The organism is Staphylococcus pragensis (genome assembly GCF_004785665.1).
In the GTDB taxonomy this organism is placed as follows: Bacteria; Bacillota; Bacilli; order Staphylococcales; family Staphylococcaceae; genus Staphylococcus; species Staphylococcus pragensis.
The window spans coordinates 1,075,207-1,096,791 of sequence record NZ_SRPJ01000001.1; the positions used below are offsets into that span (position 1 = coordinate 1,075,207).

A 21,585-nucleotide genomic window follows, 5' to 3' on the forward strand; every position below is an offset into this window, starting at 1 on the left:
CATTATTAAACATCTATTTTTATTTATATGTTTAACCTTTTCAACGCCATTTCAATCATTGAACACAAAAATATCGCACAATTATAATAATCGCGCGATACGTTAAGTGTATTATTTATTTTTATGAAATTTAGCTTCCATACGATAAATACGTGAGCCTTTATCAGAGAATTTCTTCTCATATTCAGTAAGGATATTATCCTCATTATCTTCCTCATGAAGATTTAAGTTCAATTTAGTGAAATACATACCATACTGAGACATGCTTTCTAAACTAAACGCAAACAATCCACGATTATCTGTTTTGAAATGAATTTCACCGTCATCTTTAAGAATTTGTTCATACAATGCTAAAAAAGTATGATAAGTGAGTCTTCTTTTCGCATGTCGTTTCTTAGGCCAAGGATCTGAAAAATTTAGATATATGCGAGATACTTCACCATCTTTAAAGTATTCATTCAACTCGATTGCATCATTACAAATCATTTTTAAATTGGTGAGTTCAAGTTCTTTAACTTTATCTAACACTTTATACATTACACTTTTTTCACGTTCCATTGACACAAAGTTAATCTCTGGATGTTTTGCTGCCAATGTAGTAATAAATTGACCCATACCTGAACCAATTTCAATGTAAATAGGTTGAGTTTTATCAAACCAATCAGTCATTTTGCCTGCATGTGCGCCATCCATATCTACTAAATCTGGATGTTCTTTTAAATAATCTTCCGCCCATGGTTTATAACGAACTCTCATACAAGAAATCTCCTTATATAAATAAGTTACTATTCATAACTTCATTTAAAAATTTTAACCAAGTATTCATATCTTTGAATCTTTTCTGTTCTTCATACCATTGCACCATACCAATAGATTGAATCACAGTGTACCATTTCATACGCTTATTTAAATCAATGTTTTCTTCTACTCCATAGGTTTTAAACCATTGAGACCATTTATGTTCAGGAACGTAGTTGTAAAGCAACATACCAATGTCGATAGCGGGATCTGCTATCATAGCCCCTTCCCAGTCTACTAAAAATAATTCATCACGATCAGATAATAACCAATTATTATGATTAACATCGCCATGAACAACCGTGAAGAAACGAGAATCTAAGTTAGGAATGTGCTCTTCTAAATAAGTAAGGGCTTTACGAACAACATGATGGGTTAATACTTCTCTTGATAATGAAGCATTAATTTTATTTAGCATAATTGTCGGCGTAATAGGTTCCATTTCCATGCGTTTGAGCATATTTAATAATGGCTTTGAACCATGTATTTTTTTCAATAGTTCCGCTACTCGCGTTTGATACATTTCAGAAGGTTCTAATTCACGACCATTCTTCCAATGTTGTGCAGTAACGACTTCACCTGTCTCAATACGCTTTGTCCAAACTAATTTCGGTACAATGCCTTCTGCTGATAAGGCTGCAATAAATGGATTTGAATTACGTTTTAAGAATAATTTTTGACCATCTTGTTCAGCCATATATGCTTCGCCCGATGCACCACCTGCTGAATCAAGCGTCCATCCTAACTGATAAAATTGCTCCAACTCGTTCACCTCACTTTCAATTAGAAAATGGCTCGAGAAATATAGTTTTCAAGAGCCATATATTCTAATTTATTATAATCGTAAACTGGATTTTCACGATTATTTATTTATATTTTGAACTTTATTATTTTCAACTATTCATTTAGTTTATTATGTAAAAATGGTTTAATAAACTTTCTATTTCTTTAATCACTCACTGAAGATTTTATAATTTTTAGCTTGCTTTTTCAACTGAAAATGAGAAACAAAAAGATACATTTTACTAGTTAAATTAAAGCTCAATTTCGATTAATCTTTAAGTCATATTATAACATAATTTAAGGCCAATAGCTGAATAATTTTTATGTAAATAATATAAAGCTAAAGTTGGACTAAAATTATTTCATCGTCCTGCTCTAACTTTTATAGGTCGTAGACATTCAGTTTAAAAGACTCTATAATAAGCTACTGCTCAAAAATGTCACTAGTATTCAACAATGTTTAATATTAACGCATTTGTATTTAGTTATCCAATACCAAGAACTCAAACAAGCCTGTCACATTTAAAAATGTAACAGGCTTGTTTCATATTTTCACAAAATTTAGGTTCAATATAAGCTATCTACTACTTACTTTTAGATTCAATATACTTATTGAACCCTTCTTGTAATTTACGAGTGACAGGTCCTACTTTACCATCGCCAACTGTTTCGCCATCAATTTTTACGACTGGTGTCACTTCAGCTGATGTACTTGATACAATGACTTCGTCTGCATTTTTCAAGAAATCAACTGTAAAAGTTTCCTCTTTAAATGGAATATCGTAATCTTCAGCGATCCATTTAATAACTCTGCGGGTTATACCATTCAAAATGTAATTATTAACGGGATGAGTGTAAATCGCGCCATCTTTTATTGCATAGACGTTACTTGAAGCACCTTCAGTGACAGTATCGCCTCTATGTTGAATTGCTTCGCTGGCATTGTATTTTACAGCATATTCTTTGGCAAGAACATTACCTAATAAATTCAAACTTTTGATATCACAGCGCAACCATCTTATATCTTCAACTGTAGCGGCATTAATACCACTTTCTAAGTCTTCATATGGACGGTCATAACTTTTAGCAAAAGCCATTAATACAGGTTTAACTTCTGGCGTTGGGAATGAATGATTACGTGGCGCTACGCCTCTAGTTGCTTGAATGTAGATACCACCATTTTTAATATCATTGATCTTTAATAGTTCCCTTACAATATCAATTAGCTCTTCAACTGAATAACCTAAATCGATTTGAATTTCGCCAGCACTTCTAACAAAGCGTTCAAAGTGTTCATCGACTGTAAATAATTTACCATCATAAGCTCTGATATATTCATAGATACCATCACCAAACACATAGCCTCGGTCTTCATATGATACTTTAGCGTCTTCTTGGTTTACAAATTCACCGTTAATAAATACTTTTGTCATAGTTTATCCCTCCACACATAGTGAATAAATTGCTTCTAAATAGATACTTGTTGCGTTGAATAATTGCTTTTTAGTAATATATTCATTCTTTTGATGCATTAAATCTTCTGAATCCTCGAACATAGCGCCAAATGCTACACCTTTATCAAGGTTTCTAGCATATGTGCCTCCACCAATTGTATAAGGTTCTGTCATATCGCCAGTTTGGTTTCTGTAAGCAGTGACAAGCTTTTGTACAAATGGATCATTTTTATCTACATAATGTGGTTGTTGAACTTTACCTAGTTCGACTTCAAAACCTAGTGCTTTAATTTCGTTAGTGAAACGTTCAATTGCTTCTTCAAATTCAAAACCTTGTGGGTATCGCAAGTTTACACCGAATCTACCAGCTTTATCTTTATCATAAGTGATGATACCTACATTTGTAGTTACATCGCCCATAATATCAGTATGGAATTTCATTCCCATTTTTTCACCAAAGTGAGATTCATGTAAATAACGATTACTAAATTCAACAAACGCTTTCGCAGTTTGGTTAAGGTTAAGCGTTGATAAAAAGTCTAAAAGATATAATCCTGCATTAACACCTAATGAAGGGTCCATGCCGTGTACAGCCTTACCTTCTACTGTTAATACTAATTCGCCACTATCCACAACACTTTCACCTTGTAAACGATGTTGGTCTAAATAATGTTCAAAGTGTTGGACTACGTCTGTCATATTCTCTTTAACTAAGACACGTGCTTTAGCAAAATCAGGTACCATATTATAACGTTGACCTGATTCGAAAGATAATAACTCGTAATCTGGTTCATCTGAATCATCGGCAGTGTTTGTTTGTACTAAATCAAATGTTGTAATCCCTTTTTCACCATGAATAGCAGGGAATTCTGCATCAGGTGCAAAACCTAATGTTGGCATTTCTTCAGTTTGGAAATATCTTTCTGTACATTTCCAGTCTGATTCTTCATCAGTGCCGATAATGATATGGATACGTTTTTTCCAATCCACGTTCATTTCATTTAAAATTTTAACTGCGTAGTATGCTGCGATTGTCGGTCCTTTATCATCTAAAGTACCACGAGCAATGATAGCATCGTCAGTTACAACAGGATCGAAAGGATTAGAATCCCAACCATCACCAGCAGGTACAACATCGACGTGACATAATATACCTAATACATCGTCGCCATTACCCGCTTCAATACGTCCTGCAATGTGATCTACATCGTGTGTAGAAAAACCGTCTCTTTTAGCAATTTCATACATGTAATCAAGCGCTTTTCTAGGGCCAGGGCCAACTGGCGCATCTGTTGAAGCTTGAGCATCATCTCTAACACTCTCAATTGAAAGCAGACCTTTTAAGTCATCTATAATCTGACTTTCATATTCTTGAACTTTTTCTTTCCACATTCGAGATCAACTTCCTTTTCAATAGATATACCTATTATTTTACATAATTCTGACTTCAAATTACAGTAAGATGTCAGAAAATTTATAAATTCAATAAAAAAGGAGTGAAACTCCGAAATCAAATCAATATGATTTCATCGTTTCACTCCTAAAACATCTTATAAAAAATTATATTAGTCTTTGTCTTCTAAAGCATTTTTATTATTTTTTAAATCATCTTCACTAACAACACGTAAATTATTATTTACTGTTGCGCCACCTTCATCATCAAATTTTCCTTCTTGTAAAGAATCTTCTTCATTTGAATTTTGGCCTGTGAATTTAGATTTTTCTTCTTCAAGAAATGCTTTAGGATCATTTTTTAAACGATTAGCATAGTCTTGAGGATTATTTCTTACGTCTTGAATTTTTTCATTTGCTTTAGCACCAAATTGGTTAGCTAAATCTTTTGCATTTTCTTTATAACCTTCTGGATCTTGTTTATATTTACTGTATTCTTCTTTTAATCTATCTCTGCTTTCTTTACGAGATAATACAACTGCTGCAGTTGCAGCACCAACTCCAGCTAGAATTCTAAATAAACCTGCTCTTTTAGCCATAGTTAACACCTTCTCCTTTAGTTATTGTTGTAAAAGTTGTAGTTCTTCATCAGTTAGTAATCGATACTCTCCTGATTGAAGATTACCATCTATCGCTAAATTAGCGATTTTAAGACGTTTTAATTCTAATACCTCATTTTCGATGGCATGAAACATCCTTTTTACTTGATGATATTTTCCTTCGTAAATTGTTACATGTGAAGTCGTATCGCTAACTTTAATTAATTGAGCTGGTTTAACTGGCCCGTCGGATAATTCTATTCCCTTTTCAAAAGCTAAAATGTCGCTTTCTTTAATAGGAAATTTCGAGACTACTTCATATGTCTTAGACACATGTTTAGCAGGACTCATAAGATTATGATTAAATTGTCCGTCGTTGGTAATAAGAAGCAATCCTTCTGTATCTTTATCAAGTCTACCTACTGGAAAGATAGAAAGGTGTTGATACTCTGGTACCAAATCTATCACTGTCTGAGCTGAATCATCGTGAGTTGCTGAGATATAGCCTTTAGGCTTGTTTAACATTATATAAATGTTATCAATGTAGTCAATTTTTTCTCCATTAACTGAAATTTCATCTTGATTAGGATTAATTTGAATTTTAGGAGACTTTTCAACTTTTTGATTAACTTCTATATTTCCTTTTTTCAATAACTGTTTTACTTCAGTTCTTGTACCTACGCCCATATTGGCTAAAAATTTATCTAATCTCATCTTAAGAAACCAACTTTACGACGAATTTTGCCAGGTAAATCTCCCAAGAACTCATCAGCTAAGCGATTTTTAATAGTAATTGTGCCATAAATTAATGCACCCACAATCACACCTACAATTAAGATAATTAGTGCGCCGATTTTACGATCAACAGGAATAAAGAGACTTAAAATAAAGTACACAACCTCTACTCCTATCATCATAATTAAGCTATAGATAAAGATTTTTGCCACTTGAACAAATGTATCAGTAAAGTGATATTTTGCATAAACTTTTAAAATCATTAAGTTTGCTATATTCGCAACTAATAATGCAATAGCTGTACTTAACACTGCCCCAGCAGTATGGAATAACATGATGAGTGGGAAGTTTAAAATTAATTTTAAAAGTACTGAACCTAAAATAACAAAAACTGTTAATTTCTGTTTATTAATACCTTGTAACATTGAAGCAGTTACACTTAATAAAGAAATTAATATTGCAACTGGCGCATAGTAGAATAAAATCTTATTACCATCAGGGTTATACTGATAAAACACTGTGTATAATGGTGATGACAATGCCATAATACCTAAACTTGCTGGAACTGTGATATACATTAACACGCCAATCGATGTTTTAATCTGACGGTGCATTTCTGTTAAACGTCCTTCAGCAAAGGTCTTAGTAATGTAAGGAATTAAACTCACTGCAAATCCTGCTGCTAATGATGTTGGTATCATTACGATTTTATTTGTCGTAAAGTTTAAAATTGTGAAGAAATAGTCTTTATTTGCATGCATTCCAGCAGCATCTAATGCATTGTTATGCGTGAATTGGTCTACTAAGTTAAATAATGGGAAGTTAAGACTCACGATAACAAATGGAATACTATAAGAAATAATTTCCTTATACATTTTAGTATAAGATACTTCTAATCCAGTTTTATCAGAAGCCACCATTTCTTCAATAAATGGTTTACGTTTACGCCAGTAGTACCATAGAGTAAATAGACCAGCGATTGCTCCAATTGCGGCAGCAAAAGTCGCAACACCATTTGCTTGTAAATATGTACCATGGAACACATTAAGAACTAAATAACTACCAATTAAGATAAAGATAATTCTAGCGATTTGTTCAGTAACTTCTGATACAGCAGTAGGTCCCATTGATTCGTAACCTTGGAAGACACCGCGCCACGTAGCAAGTAATGGAATAAATACTACTACCATACTAATAATTCGTATAATCCAAGTAATATCGGCTACTGTCCAACCAATTTTCCCTTCTTTTTGACCAAGGGTAATACTTGCAATTTCAGGAGCTAAGAAGAATAAAATTAAAAATCCTATAATTCCCGAAATCGTCATTACTATAAAGCTAGATTTGTATAACTTTTGTCCTACCCTATAGGCGCCTAGTGCATTATATTTTGCTACAAATTTAGAGGCAGCTAAAGGTACACCAGCTGTTGCCACAGCAATAGCGATGTTATAAGGAACATAAGCATAGTTGAAAGGTGCTAATTTTTCTTCAGCATTCGCACCCATGATTGCATAAAATGGAATTACAAAAAGCACACCTAATACTTTAGTAATTAAAATACTTAAGGTTATTAGGAAGGTGCCTCGTACCATTTCCTTATTTTCACTCATATTTAATCTTCCTACCTTTAAAATTAATCATAGATTTGATTGATTTACTTTTTTACTTCTGCATGTTTTCTAGACTTGCATTACTATAAAATATATCACAAAATACTTATTGTTTCCTGTATCTTTTTAAGTTTTCAAGAATTATTCTTATAATCAATAGTTTGTTAATAAAACATACTTATAAAATTTAAATGTACAAATGCTTTGTATAGCGTAACTTCTCATCAATCTTTTGTAAATTCTATTGTACCCATAGTAAAAAATGATATTTCTAGATAAAATATTAACGAGTCATAATGGAGGTTAAATCATGTACCAAACGATTATTATTGGTGGCGGTCCAAGTGGACTAATGGCGGCAGTCGCTGCTAGTGAGTCTAATAACCAAATTCTTTTATTAGAGAAAAAGAAAGGTTTAGGACGCAAATTGAAAATTTCTGGTGGCGGGCGTTGTAATGTTACCAATCGCCTTCCCTACGCAGAAATCATAAAAAATATACCTGGGAACGGCAAGTTTCTTTATAGTCCTTTTTCAATTTTTGACAATGAATCTATTATTGAATTTTTTGAAAGCCGTGGCGTTAAACTTAAAGAAGAAGATCACGGTCGTATGTTCCCCGTATCAAATAAAGCTCAAGATGTAGTTGACACTTTGGTAAATACCATTAAAGATCGTCACGTTGAAATTAAAGAAGAAACAATTGTTAATAGTATTACATTAACAGAGGATAATCATTTCAAAGTCACTACTCATAATGGTGAATTCTTCTCTAAAACTGTCATTATTGCAACTGGTGGTACAAGTGTACCTCAAACTGGTTCAACTGGAGACGGTTATAAATTTGCCGAACATTTAGGCCATACGATTACTGAACTCTTCCCTACTGAAGTGCCGATTACTTCTGCGGAACCGTTTATTAAATCTAAACAATTAAAAGGTTTAAGTCTTAAAGATGTAGAACTATCTGTATTGAAAAAGAACGGCAAGAAACATATAAGTCATCAGATGGATATGATATTCACGCATTTTGGGGTAAGTGGTCCAGCTGCCTTACGCTGTAGTCAATTTGTATATAAAGAGCAAAAAAATCAGAAGAAACAAGATATTATGATGCAACTTGATGTCTTTCCAGATATTAAAAAAAATGAGTTAGAACAAAAAATCAAAAAAATACTTAACGAAGAGCCTGATAAATATGTAAAAAATAGTTTAAGAGGTTTAATTGAAGAACGCTATTTACGCTTCATGTTAGAACAAGCAGGAATTGATGATGAAACGACTTATCATCACTTATCTAATCAACAACTCACTCGATTTGTTGAATGTTTAAAAGGTTTTACCTTTACAGTTAACGGTACCTTGCCAATAGATAAAGCATTTGTCACAGGTGGTGGCGTGAGTTTGAAAGAAATTTGGCCGAAAACAATGATGTCTAAGTTACAACCTGGCTTATTTTTATGTGGAGAAGTTCTAGATATACATGGTTATACAGGTGGATATAATATTACGAGTGCCTTAGTAACTGGTCATGTTGCTGGACATGAAGCTGTACGATTCGAACCAGAAACAGAGCAATAAAACTCACCTAATTTTATATCAAATCTTAATATTTACTTAATTTAATACTAAAAAAGATAGCTCGAAAGAATAATTCAAATCTTTCGAGCTATCTTTATATTTTGTATCAAGATTTCAATTCTACTTAGATACTTTGAATATCTGTTCCTTCAGAACCCCACTCATTCATACCGCCTTCAACGTTAACAGCGTGAATACCTTGATCTTCTAAATATTTAACTACTTTAGCACTACGCATACCGGCAGCACAGATAATGTAGTATGTTTCATCTTTATTAAATTGATTTAAGTTGTCAGGAATTTGATCCATTGGAATTGTTGTAGCTCCAGGAATAATTCCTAATGCAGTTTCTTCATCATTTCTTACATCCACTATATTCACTGGATTAGAATCTAATACTTTCTCTTTTAATTGATCTACACTAATTGATTCCATTTTTTAAAACTCCTTTAAATTTATTTAGCAACAATGTTAACTAATTTTTGAGGTACAGCAATGATTTTTTTAATATCTTTACCTTCAATTGATAGTTTAACATTTTCATCTTGTAATGCTAAATCTTGCATTTCTTCTTTAGATAAATCTTTAGGGATATTTAATTTAGCTCTAACTTTTCCGTTAACTTGTACAACAATTTCTACTTCTGCATCTACAAGTAATGATTCATCGTAAGTAGGCCATGGTTGATACGTAATTGTATCAGCATTACCTAAACGATTCCATAACTCTTCACCGATGTGCGGAGCAATTGGAGCTAACATTTTAACAAATCCTTCTGCGTAAGGTTTGTAAATTTCATTCACTTTATAGCAATCGTTAATAAATACCATTAATTGACTGATAGCAGTATTGAAGTTAAGTGTATTAAAGTCTTCTGTCACTTTTTTAACAGTTTGGTTATAAACTTTATCTAATGAATTATCGTTATTTTCTACAATTTTATCAGAAAGTGAACCATCTTCATTGATAAATAATCGCCATACTCTATCTAAGAAACGTCTAGATCCATCTAATCCATTTTCACTCCACGCAATAGCAGCATCTAAAGGTCCCATGAACATTTCATAAAGACGTAATGTGTCAGCACCATGTGAGGCTACGATATCATCAGGGTTAACTACATTACCTTTAGATTTACTCATTTTTTCATTACCTTCCCCAAGAATCATACCTTGGTTAAATAATTTTTGGAAAGGTTCTTTAGTTGGTACAACGCCTAAATCATATAACACTTTATGCCAGAAACGAGCATATAATAAGTGAAGCACTGCATGTTCTACCCCGCCGATGTATAAATCAACTGGTAACCAATGTTTTAGTTTTTCAGGGTCAGCTAACATTTTATCATTATGAGGGTCGATGTAACGTAAATAGTACCAGCAACTACCTGCCCATTGTGGCATTGTATTTGTTTCACGACGGCCTTTCATACCTGTTTTTTCATCTACTACATTTACAAACTCATCGATATTAGCTAATGGAGATTCACCTGTACCTGATGGTTTAATTTCGTCTGTTTCTGGAAGTAACAATGGTAGTTCATCTTCTGGAACAGTTGTCATTGAACCATCTTCCCAATGAATAATCGGAATAGGTTCACCCCAATAACGTTGTCTACTGAATAACCAGTCTCTTAATTTATAATTAACTTTCTTTTCTCCAGCGCCTTTAGCTTCAAGTAATTCAATTGCTTTTTTGATAGCCGCTTCGTTATCTAATCCATCTAAGTCACCAGAGTTAACATGTGCTCCTACGCCAGTGTAAGCTTCTTTTTGAACGTCGCCACCTTCAATGACTTCGATGATTGGTAAGTCAAATTTAACAGCAAATTCGTGGTCACGTTCGTCATGTGCTGGTACCGCCATTACTGCACCTGTGCCATAACTTGATAATACGTAATCAGCAATCCAAATTGGTAATTTCTCACCTGATAAAGGATTAATTGCATAAGCTCCTGTAAATACACCTGATTTATCTTTTGCTAAGTCCGTACGTTCTAAGTCAGATTTTTTAGAAGCTTCTTCTTGATAACGTTTAACTTCTTCTTTTTTATCTTCTGAAGTAATGTCATTTACTAACGCGTGTTCAGGACTTAACACTAAGAATGTAGTACCGTAGATCGTATCTGGACGTGTTGTGAAGACATCGATTGAAGCATCATTATCTTCAACTTCAAACGAAACACGAGCCCCTTCAGAACGACCAATCCAGTTACGTTGCATATCTTTAATAGATTCAGGCCAGTCTAATTCATTTAAGTCTTCTAATAAACGGTCAGCATATTCAGTAATTTTTAATACCCATTGTTTCATTGGACGACGGTATACTGGATGTCCACCACGTTCAGATACACCATCAACAACTTCTTCATTTGATAGAACAGTACCTAAAGCTGGACACCAGTTAACTGCTACTTCATCTACATAAGCTAGACCTTTATTATAAAGTTGAATGAAAATCCATTGTGTCCATTTATAATATTCTGGGTCAGTCGTATTCACTTCTCTATCCCAGTCGTAACTGAAACCTAACTCTTGAATTTGACGTTTAAACGTTTGAACATTTTGTTTTGTAAATTCTCTTGGGTCATTACCTGTATCTAAAGCATATTGTTCAGCTGGTAGACCAAACGCATCCCATCCCATTGGATGTAATACATTGTAGCCTTGCATACGTTTATAACGTGAAATGATGTCTGTTGCGGTATATCCCTCTGGATGACCTACGTGAAGTCCTGCGCCTGATGGATATGGGAACATATCTAATGCATAAAATTTCTTCTGACCTAAATTATCACTAGCTTTAAAAGTTTTATTATCAGCCCAATAATTTTGCCATTTCTTTTCGATTTCTTTGTGATTGTAACCCAAAGTTTCTCCTCCTAAGACAAATAAAAAACACCTCTAACTATTACATTTTAAAGGGACGACTTATAAGCCGCGGTACCACCCTAATTCACATAACTATGTGCACTTTATAATAGTAAGAGATGTTTTAAATTTAATTATTTAACGGTAAGTTCACTTAATTCTTAACACTAGTTTACACCACCACTAGCTCTCTGTTGAAAAGTCTTTAAGCTACTACTCCAATACAATTTAATATTATGAGATTCGCGCCTTATTTGCAAGTGGTTAAACTAATTTTATTAAAAGTGATTTACTCTTAAAATTATTGACGAGTATTTCTTGGATGTTTGCCTTTTGGTAAACCTTTATCAAAAACAGCAAGGAAAATCATAGCAACAATTAAAAGAAGCATAATTCCTATGAACATTGCACTCATATTAAAGGTATCTACCAACACACCACCGATGAATGGGCCGAACGCTTTACCTACTGTAGAGGCTGAATTAACAACACCTTGATATTGACCTTGTTTACCTTCAGGCGCAAGATAATTAGCAATAGTAGGAACTGCTGGCCATACAAACATTTCACCAAACGTTAGAATAATCATACCGATTAAGAATACAGTAAATTGTTGCGCAAAGCTTGTAACAAAGAATGCAAGCATAAAGATTAAAATTCCAACGAACATTTGTGCTTTTAAATTACCTTTTAATAGTACAATAACAGGTCTAATTAATGGTTGCGCAACTAAAATCATGATACCGTTAACAGTCCAAAGAATACTGTATTGAGATAATGAAATGTTTAGTTCTTGTGTGTATGATGCAATAGTTGTTTCCCATTGAATGTAGGCAATCCAACAAATAGCAAACATTCCACATAAAGCAAGTAAAGCCATGAAACGTTTTTTATTTTCTTTACTTTTAATATCAATACTGTCAGGGGCTTTCATCTTAGCATGATATTCAAGATTGAATTGAGTCACTGCTATTAATGTAAATAGAACATACATAATTAAGTTTGCTATAAAGATATAATTAAAACTCAATTCTGCTACGAAACCACCTAAAGCAGCGCCAAGCGCAACGCCCATATTTTGTGCTAAATAGATAGCATTAAAAGTCGTTCTACCTCCGTTAGGCCAAACGGCACCTGCCATCGCAAATATTGTGGGAACTATCATTCCACCACCAAATCCTAGTAAGACTAACCAAACCGCATACCATGGCCACCCATGGAAGAAGTTTAATAAAGTAGTACTAGTCAAACATGTAAAGGCACCTATCATAATTGTGCGATAACCACCCAATTTATCAAATAATGAACCGCCTAGTAAGTTACCAACTACCATGCCGAATGAGTTCACCATTAGAACGAGCGTAGCTGTTGTTAAACTCTTACCAAGTTCTTCTTTCATATAAATTGTGTTTAAAGGCCATAAAAAGCTGGCACCAGTTATATTTAGCGCCATGCCAATAACTAGCCACCATACTGATTTAGGTATATTCATATTTCTAGTCCCCTCTTTATATATTTGTAGAACCACATTAAACACTATAACATTAAAATATGTTAAAATCTTTACTTAGAACTAAGTTAGATAGAAAGGATAATGTATTATGGGTAACTATTTCCCGTATGCCTTTGAAAATAAACGATATCATACATGGAATTACCATTTAAAAAATAAATTTGGCCAAAAGATTTTTAAAGTCGCGTTAGACGGTGGATTTGACTGTCCAAACCGTGATGGCACAGTTGCGCACGGTGGATGTACGTTCTGTTCTGCTGCAGGTAGTGGTGACTTTGCTGGTAATAGAGCAGATCCTATTGAAGTTCAATTCCAACAAATTAAAGATAGAATGCATGAAAAATGGAGCGAAGGTAAATATATTGCTTATTTCCAAGCTTTTACTAATACACATGCCCCTGTCGAAGTATTAAAAGAAAAATATGAACCTGTCTTAAAAGAAGAAGGTGTAGTTGGCTTATCAATTGCTACACGTCCTGATTGTTTACCAGATGATGTAGTCGAATATTTAGCTGAATTAAATGAACGTACTTACCTTTGGGTAGAACTAGGATTACAAACTGTCCATCAAGAAACATCTGATTTAATCAATCGTGCACATGATATGCAAACTTATTATGAAGGCGTAGCTAAATTAAGAAAACATAACATTAATGTATGTACACATATTATTAATGGTTTACCTGGTGAAGATTACAATATGATGATGGAAACAGCACGTGAAGTAGCTCAAATGGATGTACAAGGTATTAAAATCCACTTACTTCATTTATTAAAAGGGACGCCTATGGTGAAACAATATGAAAAAGGTATGCTCGAATTTATGTCACAAGAGGATTATACCAACCTAGTGTGCGATCAACTAGAAATTTTACCTCCAGAAATGATTATACATCGTATCACTGGAGATGGACCGATTGACTTAATGGTAGGTCCTATGTGGAGTGTTAATAAATGGGAAGTTTTAAATGAAATTGATAACGAACTTGCACGCCGTGATTCGTATCAAGGTAAACATTACAAAGCTGAGTCAAAAATCAAATCATGAAATTAGAACGTATTCTCCCCTTTTCAAAAACACTCATACAAAGCCACGTTACAGAAGATAGCATTGTCATTGATGCAACGTGTGGCAATGGTAACGATACTTTATTTCTAGCTCAACAAGTACCTAACGGTGAAGTTTATGGCTTTGACATTCAAGCTACAGCCATCCAAAACACTGCTGAAAAAGTTAAAGACTATGATAATGTAACATTGATACAAGATGGTCACGAACATGTCTTGAACCATTTGCACGGGAAGATTTCAAAGCCGATTGACGCTGCTATTTTTAATTTAGGATATCTTCCAAAAGGTGATAAGGCCATTGTTACGCAACCCGACACCACTATTAAAGCAATTGAAGATATATTTGAATTATTAAGTGTTGAAGGGATTATCGTGTTAGTGATTTATCATGGTCACGAAGAAGGTAAAGTTGAACGTGATGAAGTGATGAAATATTTAACATCGATGGATCAAACTAAAGCACATGTTTTGCAATATCAATATATTAATCAAATTAATAATGCGCCCTTTATTTGCGCAATTGAAAAACGATAATTCAATAAACAAAGAAATTTAAAACGAGCTTAACACATTATCATCCCATGTGTTAAGCTCGTTTATTTAATTAAACTTCCATTAATGATTTTAGGCTTTCTTCAAATAATTGATACCTTTTTTTAATGTTATTAGTAATAAAATTAAGTAATTCAAATTTATCTTCTTTTTTATTTTCATTAAAGTGAATAATTACTGTGCGCTCATCATCTAAAGGACGTTCTTTATATATCCATTCAGATTGAACTAAATTATTATAAGTCCGTGTTCTTTTATATGATTTAATACAAACGTAACTATCCATTTCTTTTAACGTCATAGGTCCCTTATCCCATAACGTTAACAAAATTAAAACTTCTTCTTTTGATAAGTCGTAATTTTCATAAATTACCTTGAATACAGAATTAATTTCTTTACATAATTCCTCTAATTTTAATATCATCGTTATATTTTCATTAGCTTGATTACTCAAGGCAATCCCCTCCTTCATGTAAATAATCCTATCCCTATCAATTTATGATATGATTTTGACACTTCTAACCCTTGTAAATAATCATAATACTCTTGAATTATGATTAATAATTCACTTAAAATCTATATGTAAAAATGTTTGTTTTTTATATAAAACTACAAACTTTTAAACATGCAATATCAATAAAATTTTATAAATTTATTCAATTAAAATATACCAATTCTCCTAATTTTATTCAACTTTCAATATGTAGTTTTAATTTTATAAACTAAAGATATGTTTATTAAAAAATCAGGATTGCCCCCCTCTTTGTTTTACAAAGGTTGATAATCCTGATTCTTTACTATGATTTAAATGTCTTCAATTTCTTCCTCCTTTACAATAAATCCCATAGTATTCACACTGTTATTTAAAAACGTTAAGACATAACGCATCACTTGATCACGTTCAGGCTCATTATGTATTTCATGATATAGTCCTTCCCACGCTTTATAATAAAATTCCGTCGTAGCAAGTTGTTGTTTTAATTCAGCAATTGAATGTGTATCTAATAATTTATCTTCAGTACCATACATTAATAAGGTTGGAAGTGGTTTTACATCTTGAATATGTTGCAAAGTGTCTTTCATTGTTTCAATAATGATGTTGTACCATTTGTAAGTCACTTTTTTAAGTATTAACCCATCTTGTTTAGTCTCTTCGATAACTTCATCATTACGAGTTAAGTCACTATAATTAATACCTAATTTAAAGCGAGCATCCTTAGAAGCTTTGCCTATATTAGAAATGAACATGTTTTTGCGAGTCTTATTATTTTTTTGTAATTCAAGCATTGGAGACAATAATAACATTCCTTCAATTGGCACGTCATTTTTTTCCAAAAGATTTAATACAATAAGTCCACCTAAACCTACACCCATCACAAATGTAGGTAATTTATATTCATTCGCAATTTTAACCCATTCTAAGACGCTTTCATGATATACATTGAAACTTTTCAAATGACCTTTATTAATGCGTGAAGTTTGTCCTTGTCCTGGTAAATCTCCCATAATTACATGATAGCCATTACGTCTTAACATTGTAATGACATAGGCATAACGTCCTGTATGTTCTAAAATATTATGTACTATGACTACTACGCCTTTAGCATCTTGTTCTGTTTCCCACTTCCACATATCTATTAATCCCTTCATACTTAAATTCCAACAACAATATTATATCAGATAATACACTATGATTGGTGTATGTCATCCATCTTTGAAGTATCTTAATTTAAATATTTTAGTTATGAAATAACTATATGTGTAATTATACATTATAAATACTTTTCAGATAATTGAAAACGCTTTCTTGATAGTGATTTTCATGCTAAACTATATATAAATAAACGATTTGTGGGTAATGGAGGAATTAAAAATGTCACTTTTCAGAGATTTTTTTATCGCTTTATCTAATAGTACATATTTAAATGAAACAGCAAAAAGAATTGGACCACGCATGGGTGCTGATAAAGTCGTTGCAGGCAATACAATTGAACAACTTATAGAAACGATTGAAAGATTAAATGACAAAAACATCGAAGTTACTGTAGATAACTTAGGAGAATTTGTGGGTACAGAAGCTGAAGCTAATCAAGCTAAAAATGAAATTCTTGAAGTTATGCAAGCAGTTAAAGACTATAATGTTGATGCTCACATGTCTGTTAAATTAAGCTCTTTAGGGGCAGAATTCGATTTAAATTTAGCTTACGAAAATTTAAGAGAAATCCTTCTAAAAGCAGACGAATTTGATAAAATGCATATTAATATTGATACAGAAAAATATCAAAGTTTACAACAAATTATTGAAGTCCTTGATAAATTAAAAGGCGAATTTAAAAATGTAGGTACAGTGATTCAAGCATACTTATACGATGCTGATGATTTACTAGATAAATATTCTGACTTACGCCTACGTTTAGTTAAAGGTGCATATAAAGAAGAAGCAAATATAGCATATCAAACTAAAGAGGAAATTGATGAGAATTACATTAGACTTATTGAAAAACGATTGCTTAATGCTAGAAACTTCACTTCTATTGCAACGCATGACGATAGAATAATTAATCATGTTAAACAATTTGCAAAAGATCATCACATTGATAAAGATAATTTTGAGTTCCAAATGTTATATGGTTTCCGTAGTGAACTAGCTGAACAAATTGCTAGAGAAGGCTATCATTTTACGATATATGTACCATATGGTAACGATTGGTTCGCTTATTTCATGAGACGACTTGCAGAGCGTCCACAAAACTTAGCATTAGCTTATCAAGAATTTGTATCAACAGAGACGTTGAAAAAAGTGGGACTTGCTAGCGCAGTTGGTATTGGTAGCTTAACCATTTTATCAGGAGCTGTAAAATTATTTAGAAAATAAAATAGTTAAATGTAGATTAAGAATTAAATCAAGATTATAAATATAGATAAAGTTTTAATTCTTATACATAAGGCACTTCGTTATTTAATGATAGACATTAAATCAAACGAAGTGCCCTTTTTTAAGTATTTAATTATAAAAATAAATGAACAAAAGTGTGCACACATTTACGCAAATAGTTCTAACGTAAATTATGAAGTGTATTTGCGAAGACGCCTAGTGGAAAGGAAAGTGTCGAGTTAGTACAGGTTCGAGACTTCCAATAAGCAAGCGTCGCAACAAAATGAGTCAATGTACAAGTAATTAAAATTGTTTTAGTAAGTTAGCCATTTCAATCGCACTAACCGCTGCTTCAGCACCTTTGTTACCCGCTTTAGTGCCTGCACGTTCAACAGCTTGTTCAATACTTTCAGTTGTTAAAACACCGAAAATGACTGGCGTATCAGTTACATCGTTAGCTTTAGATACTCCTTTAGCCACTTCGTTACATACATAATCATAGTGTGATGTAGCGCCTCTAATGACACATCCAAGTGTAATAACGGCATCATATTCACCTTTTTGAGCTAACTTTTTCGCTACTAAAGGAATTTCAAATGCACCTGGTACATAAGCTACATCGATATTATTTTCATCAACACCATGTCTAATTAATGTATCTTGCGCACCATCTAAAAGACGACCTGTAATAAAATCATTAAACCTACTCACTACTACCGCAATTTTTAAATCTGTACCTACTAATTTACCTTCAAAATTCATTTTAAATCTCCTCCTAAATTAAATGTCCCATTTTTAATTTTTTTGTTGTCATATAGTCATGGTTATGTGCTGTTTCTGGAACTATAATTTCCGTACGATCAACTACTTTAATACCATACTCTACTAATCCCTCAAACTTCTTAGGATTATTGCTTAATAAATTAACTTGTTGCACATTAAAGTAATTAAGAATACGAGCTGCAATGTGATAATCACGTAAATCTTCATCGAAGCCTAATGCTAAATTGGCAGTTACTGTATCGTGCCCTTGTTCAATCAACTCGTAAGCGCGCAATTTATTGATTAAGCCAATTCCTCTTCCTTCTTGAGGAAGATAAATAATTAAACCACCATGCTCATTAATGTAATTCATAGCTGCATCTAATTGTGCACCACAGTCGCATCGTTGACTATGGAAGATATCTCCTGTTAAACAAGCAGAATGAATTCTTACATTTTCAGTACTACGTGGTTCTCCTTTTGCAAGAACAACGATTTCTTCATCTGTTAATGAAGATTGAAAACCATACATCTCGAAGTCGCCATTATCTGTTGGCATATTGACACGTGCTTTTAATTCAACATCATTCGCTTTTTTTTTACGATATTCAACTAAACTTTCAATAGTAATCATTTTTAACTGATGCTTTTCCTTAAACGCTACTAAATCTTGACCTTTCGCCATTGACCCATCATCATTCATAATTTCACAAATGACACCTGCGGGTTGTGCACCAGTTAAAATAGCTAAATCAATTGCTGCTTCTGTATGACCCATTCTTTCTAATACACCATTATCTTTGGCAATTAAAGGGAATAGATGCCCAGGTCTATTAAAGCTCTCTGGCGTAGATTCTGGATTAATTAGAGCGCGCGCAGTAGCCATACGATCAAATGCGCTAATCCCTGTTGAGGTCGATACATGGTCAATACTTACAGTAAAGTTCGTACCATAATCATCTGTATTTCTATTCACCATTGATACAAGATTTAATCGATTTGCAATTTCATTACTGATAGGTGCGCAAATTAATCCTCGTGCATGTTGTGCCATAAAATTAATCGTGTCATCTTTCATCCATTCTGTTACTGCAATTAAGTCGCCTTCATTTTCACGATCTTCATCGTCTACTACGATAATACTTTCGCCTTGTTTCAAAGCTTCAAGCGCTACATTGATGTCATCAAACTTCATATTATGCCCTCCTAAACTCCTAAAAACCAAATGCTTTTAATTTATCAATTGTTAAATCTGAATCTTTTGCTTTTACAATATTCTCTACATATTTAAAAAGTACGTCTGTTTCTAAATGGACATTATCGCCAATCTTTTTAGAGGAAAGAATAGTAGAACGTCTTGTTTCAGGAATTAAATGTATATCGAAACTGTTGCTACGCAGGTCAAAGACAGTAAGACTGACACCGTCTACCGTTATGGATCCTTGTTTCACCATTTGACTCATTGTATGTGACGGTGCTTTAATCGTCACAATACGTGAATTTGGTGTTTCATTCACTTGTGAAATTGTACCTACTTCATCCACGTGGCCTAAAACAAAATGTCCACCAAAACGCCCATTTCCTGCCATAGCACGTTCTAAATTCACTTCATCATTTAATTTTATATTTGATAAGTAGGTTTTATTTTCAGTGCCTTTAATAACTTGCACAGAAAAATAATTACTGTGGAAGTCAATAACTGTTAAACATGCGCCATTGACACTAATTGAGTCGCCGATGTGCATATCCTCTAAAATGCGTTGACACGCGATATCTAACGTTTTAACAGACTGTTGCGTACGAATGTTTTTTATAGTACCTATTTCTTCAACGATACCTGTAAACATATTTATTTCACTTCTTTCGCAATGTCATTTTAATATTTTGGTGAATTAACTCTGTAGAAATGATTTCAAATTGAGTGGCTTCGTTTAAATCAATTACTTTCTCTGTTTGATAAAATTGATATTGACCGGAACCACCTATTATTATCGGGGCATAATAAATAATAAGTTGATTAACATAATTAGTTTGGAGAAATTCTGAAGTAACATGAGGGCCTGCCTCAACAAGTAGCTTACCAACACCTTTATCGTAAATATCAGATAAGATATTTGCTAAGTTACATTCAGTTAAATTTATAATTTTGATATGTTCAGATGGACTGCTAAGCGATTGATTTTCCGTATAAATCCAAATTTCACTAAAGTTGTCTTGGAACATTTGTTTTGTGAAATCGATATCACCACTTTTCGATAATACAATTCGAATTGGATGTTTCCCATCTTGAATTCGCGTTGTATATTGTGGGTTATCTGCTTCAACTGTTCCATTACCTGTTAACACAGCATCATGTGAATGTCTCAATTGATAAACATCTTGTTTCACGTATTTATTTGTTATCCATTGGCTTTGTCCATTATCAGTTGCTTGTTTGCCATCCAAGGACGTCGAAACTTTTAAAGTGATTTCAGGAAGTTGATGTTCTTTCGCTTTGAAAAAGTCTTTATAAAGCATCGCAGCTTCATCTGAAGGTTGATATTCAACTTCAATACCAGCATCTTGTAAAATCTTGTCTCCTTCAGAAGGTAATGTTGTATCCTTTACTGCATAAACGACTTTACTTAGTCCAAATTCAATTATTTTATTAACACAAGGTGGCGTTGAACCGTAATGTGTACAGGGTTCTAGGGAAATATAAATGGTGCCGCCTTTAGCCTTCTCTTGTGCCATATCTAAAGCTTGAACTTCGGCATGTTTATCACCTTGCTTTAGATGAGCACCAAGGCCTACTATACGACCTTCATTTACAACCACTGAACCTACTGGAGGATTAACACCAGTTTGTCCGTCCACCATTTGTGCAAGTTGTATTGCATATTGCATGAAATTACTCAAATTATCACCTCAATAAAAAACCCTATGCCTAGAATCTTCAGTTAGGCATAGGGAGATACATGTATAGTTAAATAAGCTTACTACTAACAG

The 21,585-nt window shown here is 33.1% G+C and carries 20 protein-coding genes and 1 other annotated feature; of the genes, 4 read left to right on the forward strand and 16 right to left on the reverse strand.

Translation table 11 applies throughout. The features are described 5' to 3' along the window. Positions 1 to 111: 111 nt before the first annotated feature. From trmB to E2558_RS05295, 7 genes are all read right to left on the reverse strand, one after another. Complete coding sequence (gene trmB / locus E2558_RS05265) at positions 112 to 756, reverse strand: tRNA (guanosine(46)-N7)-methyltransferase TrmB (RefSeq protein WP_126566100.1); 645 nt, start codon at positions 754 to 756, stop codon at positions 112 to 114. 13 nt (positions 757 to 769) lie between these two features. Further along, complete coding sequence (locus E2558_RS05270) at positions 770 to 1,561, reverse strand: phosphotransferase family protein (RefSeq protein ID WP_126566103.1); 792 nt, start codon at positions 1,559 to 1,561, stop codon at positions 770 to 772. 604 nt (positions 1,562 to 2,165) lie between these two features. Further along, positions 2,166 to 3,014, reverse strand: a complete 849-nt coding sequence (gene dat, locus E2558_RS05275) for a D-amino-acid transaminase (RefSeq protein ID WP_126566105.1) — start codon at positions 3,012 to 3,014, stop codon at positions 2,166 to 2,168. 3 nt (positions 3,015 to 3,017) lie between these two features. Then, positions 3,018 to 4,427: a Cys-Gly-3M3SH dipeptidase gene (locus tag E2558_RS05280; protein ID WP_126566108.1), complete on the reverse strand. Its 1,410-nt coding sequence runs from the start codon at positions 4,425 to 4,427 to the stop codon at positions 3,018 to 3,020. A 173-nt stretch (positions 4,428 to 4,600) separates the two neighbouring features. Continuing rightward, positions 4,601 to 5,026, reverse strand: coding sequence for a YtxH domain-containing protein (locus tag E2558_RS05285; RefSeq protein ID WP_126566110.1), 426 nt, complete (start codon positions 5,024 to 5,026; stop codon positions 4,601 to 4,603). A 21-nt stretch (positions 5,027 to 5,047) separates the two neighbouring features. Beyond that, positions 5,048 to 5,740: a pseudouridine synthase gene (locus E2558_RS05290; RefSeq protein WP_126566113.1), complete on the reverse strand. Its 693-nt coding sequence runs from the start codon at positions 5,738 to 5,740 to the stop codon at positions 5,048 to 5,050. After that, positions 5,737 to 7,374 carry a putative polysaccharide biosynthesis protein gene (locus E2558_RS05295; protein WP_126566115.1) on the reverse strand — a complete coding sequence of 546 codons (1,638 nt, stop codon included), beginning with the start codon at positions 7,372 to 7,374 and terminating at the stop codon, positions 5,737 to 5,739. Before E2558_RS05295 ends, E2558_RS05290 begins: the two co-directional genes overlap by 4 nt. Before the next feature lie 310 nt (positions 7,375 to 7,684). On the opposite strand from E2558_RS05295, the gene E2558_RS05300 reads away from it, so the two are divergent. Continuing rightward, a complete protein-coding gene (locus E2558_RS05300) occupies positions 7,685 to 8,953 on the forward strand; it encodes a BaiN/RdsA family NAD(P)/FAD-dependent oxidoreductase (RefSeq protein WP_126566118.1) in 1,269 nt (422 codons plus the stop codon). A 124-nt stretch (positions 8,954 to 9,077) separates the two neighbouring features. Here the strand turns inward: E2558_RS05300 and E2558_RS05305 are convergent, their stop codons facing one another. The 3 genes from E2558_RS05305 to E2558_RS05315 form a co-directional block, all read right to left on the reverse strand. Continuing rightward, positions 9,078 to 9,389: a rhodanese-like domain-containing protein gene (locus E2558_RS05305; protein WP_126566120.1), complete on the reverse strand. Its 312-nt coding sequence runs from the start codon at positions 9,387 to 9,389 to the stop codon at positions 9,078 to 9,080. Between the two features lie 20 nt (positions 9,390 to 9,409). Further along, a complete protein-coding gene (gene leuS, locus E2558_RS05310) occupies positions 9,410 to 11,824 on the reverse strand; it encodes a leucine--tRNA ligase (RefSeq protein WP_126566123.1) in 2,415 nt (804 codons plus the stop codon). 48 nt (positions 11,825 to 11,872) lie between these two features. Beyond that, positions 11,873 to 12,060 (reverse strand) — a binding site (T-box leader). A 65-nt stretch (positions 12,061 to 12,125) separates the two neighbouring features. Further along, the gene (locus E2558_RS05315; protein ID WP_126566126.1) at positions 12,126 to 13,316 is read right to left on the reverse strand and encodes an MDR family MFS transporter; all 1,191 of its coding nucleotides are present in this window, start codon (positions 13,314 to 13,316) and stop codon (positions 12,126 to 12,128) included. 109 nt (positions 13,317 to 13,425) lie between these two features. Here E2558_RS05315 and mnmL point away from each other — a divergent pair, with 109 nt between their 5' ends. Beyond that, the gene (mnmL, locus tag E2558_RS05320) at positions 13,426 to 14,385 is read left to right on the forward strand and encodes a tRNA modification radical SAM protein MnmL/YtqA (protein ID WP_103366463.1); all 960 of its coding nucleotides are present in this window, start codon (positions 13,426 to 13,428) and stop codon (positions 14,383 to 14,385) included. After that, positions 14,382 to 14,942, forward strand: a complete 561-nt coding sequence (gene mnmM / locus E2558_RS05325; protein WP_126566129.1) for a tRNA 5-(aminomethyl)-2-thiouridylate-methyltransferase MnmM — start codon at positions 14,382 to 14,384, stop codon at positions 14,940 to 14,942. The genes mnmL and mnmM overlap by 4 nt, the downstream gene beginning before the upstream one ends. A 70-nt stretch (positions 14,943 to 15,012) precedes the next feature. Here mnmM and E2558_RS05330 read toward each other — a convergent pair whose 3' ends face one another. Both E2558_RS05330 and E2558_RS05335 read right to left on the reverse strand, forming a co-directional pair. After that, on the reverse strand, positions 15,013 to 15,414 hold the full coding sequence (locus E2558_RS05330; protein ID WP_229716351.1) for a transcriptional regulator, SarA/Rot family: 402 nt from the start codon (positions 15,412 to 15,414) through the stop codon (positions 15,013 to 15,015). Positions 15,415 to 15,764: 350 nt separating this feature from the next. After that, positions 15,765 to 16,592: an alpha/beta fold hydrolase gene (locus E2558_RS05335; RefSeq protein WP_126566132.1), complete on the reverse strand. Its 828-nt coding sequence runs from the start codon at positions 16,590 to 16,592 to the stop codon at positions 15,765 to 15,767. Positions 16,593 to 16,833: 241 nt separating this feature from the next. On the opposite strand from E2558_RS05335, the gene E2558_RS05340 reads away from it, so the two are divergent. Then, complete coding sequence (locus E2558_RS05340) at positions 16,834 to 17,835, forward strand: proline dehydrogenase family protein (protein ID WP_126566134.1); 1,002 nt, start codon at positions 16,834 to 16,836, stop codon at positions 17,833 to 17,835. Between the two features lie 303 nt (positions 17,836 to 18,138). Here the strand turns inward: E2558_RS05340 and ribH are convergent, their stop codons facing one another. From ribH to ribD, 4 genes are read right to left on the reverse strand one after another with little or no spacing between them, the layout of a single operon-like run. Next, entirely contained in the window at positions 18,139 to 18,597 is a 459-nt protein-coding gene (gene ribH / locus E2558_RS05345) for a 6,7-dimethyl-8-ribityllumazine synthase (protein WP_103366468.1), read from the reverse strand. A gap of 13 nt (positions 18,598 to 18,610) precedes the next feature. Continuing rightward, a complete protein-coding gene (gene ribB, locus E2558_RS05350) occupies positions 18,611 to 19,792 on the reverse strand; it encodes a 3,4-dihydroxy-2-butanone-4-phosphate synthase (protein WP_126566136.1) in 1,182 nt (393 codons plus the stop codon). Positions 19,793 to 19,811: 19 nt separating this feature from the next. Beyond that, positions 19,812 to 20,444: a riboflavin synthase gene (locus tag E2558_RS05355; protein ID WP_126566138.1), complete on the reverse strand. Its 633-nt coding sequence runs from the start codon at positions 20,442 to 20,444 to the stop codon at positions 19,812 to 19,814. Positions 20,445 to 20,451: 7 nt separating this feature from the next. Next, a complete protein-coding gene (gene ribD / locus E2558_RS05360; RefSeq protein WP_126566140.1) occupies positions 20,452 to 21,495 on the reverse strand; it encodes a bifunctional diaminohydroxyphosphoribosylaminopyrimidine deaminase/5-amino-6-(5-phosphoribosylamino)uracil reductase RibD in 1,044 nt (347 codons plus the stop codon). Positions 21,496 to 21,585 lie beyond the last annotated feature (90 nt).

What these genes read in the sequence shown, in the direction of transcription:
- trmB (WP_126566100.1), bottom strand. Translation starts at nt 756, where the DNA reads ATGAGAGTTCGTTATAAACCATGGGCGGAAGATTATTTAAAAGAACAT.
- dat (WP_126566105.1), bottom strand. Translation starts at nt 3,014, where the DNA reads ATGACAAAAGTATTTATTAACGGTGAATTTGTAAACCAAGAAGACGCT.
- E2558_RS05280 (WP_126566108.1), bottom strand. Translation starts at nt 4,427, where the DNA reads ATGTGGAAAGAAAAAGTTCAAGAATATGAAAGTCAGATTATAGATGAC.
- E2558_RS05285 (WP_126566110.1), bottom strand. Translation starts at nt 5,026, where the DNA reads ATGGCTAAAAGAGCAGGTTTATTTAGAATTCTAGCTGGAGTTGGTGCT.
- E2558_RS05290 (WP_126566113.1), bottom strand. Translation starts at nt 5,740, where the DNA reads ATGAGATTAGATAAATTTTTAGCCAATATGGGCGTAGGTACAAGAACT.
- E2558_RS05295 (WP_126566115.1), bottom strand. Translation starts at nt 7,374, where the DNA reads ATGAGTGAAAATAAGGAAATGGTACGAGGCACCTTCCTAATAACCTTA.
- E2558_RS05300 (WP_126566118.1), top strand. Translation starts at nt 7,685, where the DNA reads ATGTACCAAACGATTATTATTGGTGGCGGTCCAAGTGGACTAATGGCG.
- E2558_RS05305 (WP_126566120.1), bottom strand. Translation starts at nt 9,389, where the DNA reads ATGGAATCAATTAGTGTAGATCAATTAAAAGAGAAAGTATTAGATTCT.
- E2558_RS05315 (WP_126566126.1), bottom strand. Translation starts at nt 13,316, where the DNA reads ATGAATATACCTAAATCAGTATGGTGGCTAGTTATTGGCATGGCGCTA.
- mnmL (WP_103366463.1), top strand. Translation starts at nt 13,426, where the DNA reads ATGGGTAACTATTTCCCGTATGCCTTTGAAAATAAACGATATCATACA.
- mnmM (WP_126566129.1), top strand. Translation starts at nt 14,382, where the DNA reads ATGAAATTAGAACGTATTCTCCCCTTTTCAAAAACACTCATACAAAGC.
- E2558_RS05335 (WP_126566132.1), bottom strand. Translation starts at nt 16,592, where the DNA reads ATGTGGAAGTGGGAAACAGAACAAGATGCTAAAGGCGTAGTAGTCATA.
- E2558_RS05340 (WP_126566134.1), top strand. Translation starts at nt 16,834, where the DNA reads ATGTCACTTTTCAGAGATTTTTTTATCGCTTTATCTAATAGTACATAT.
- ribH (WP_103366468.1), bottom strand. Translation starts at nt 18,597, where the DNA reads ATGAATTTTGAAGGTAAATTAGTAGGTACAGATTTAAAAATTGCGGTA.
- ribB (WP_126566136.1), bottom strand. Translation starts at nt 19,792, where the DNA reads ATGAAGTTTGATGACATCAATGTAGCGCTTGAAGCTTTGAAACAAGGC.
- E2558_RS05355 (WP_126566138.1), bottom strand. Translation starts at nt 20,444, where the DNA reads ATGTTTACAGGTATCGTTGAAGAAATAGGTACTATAAAAAACATTCGT.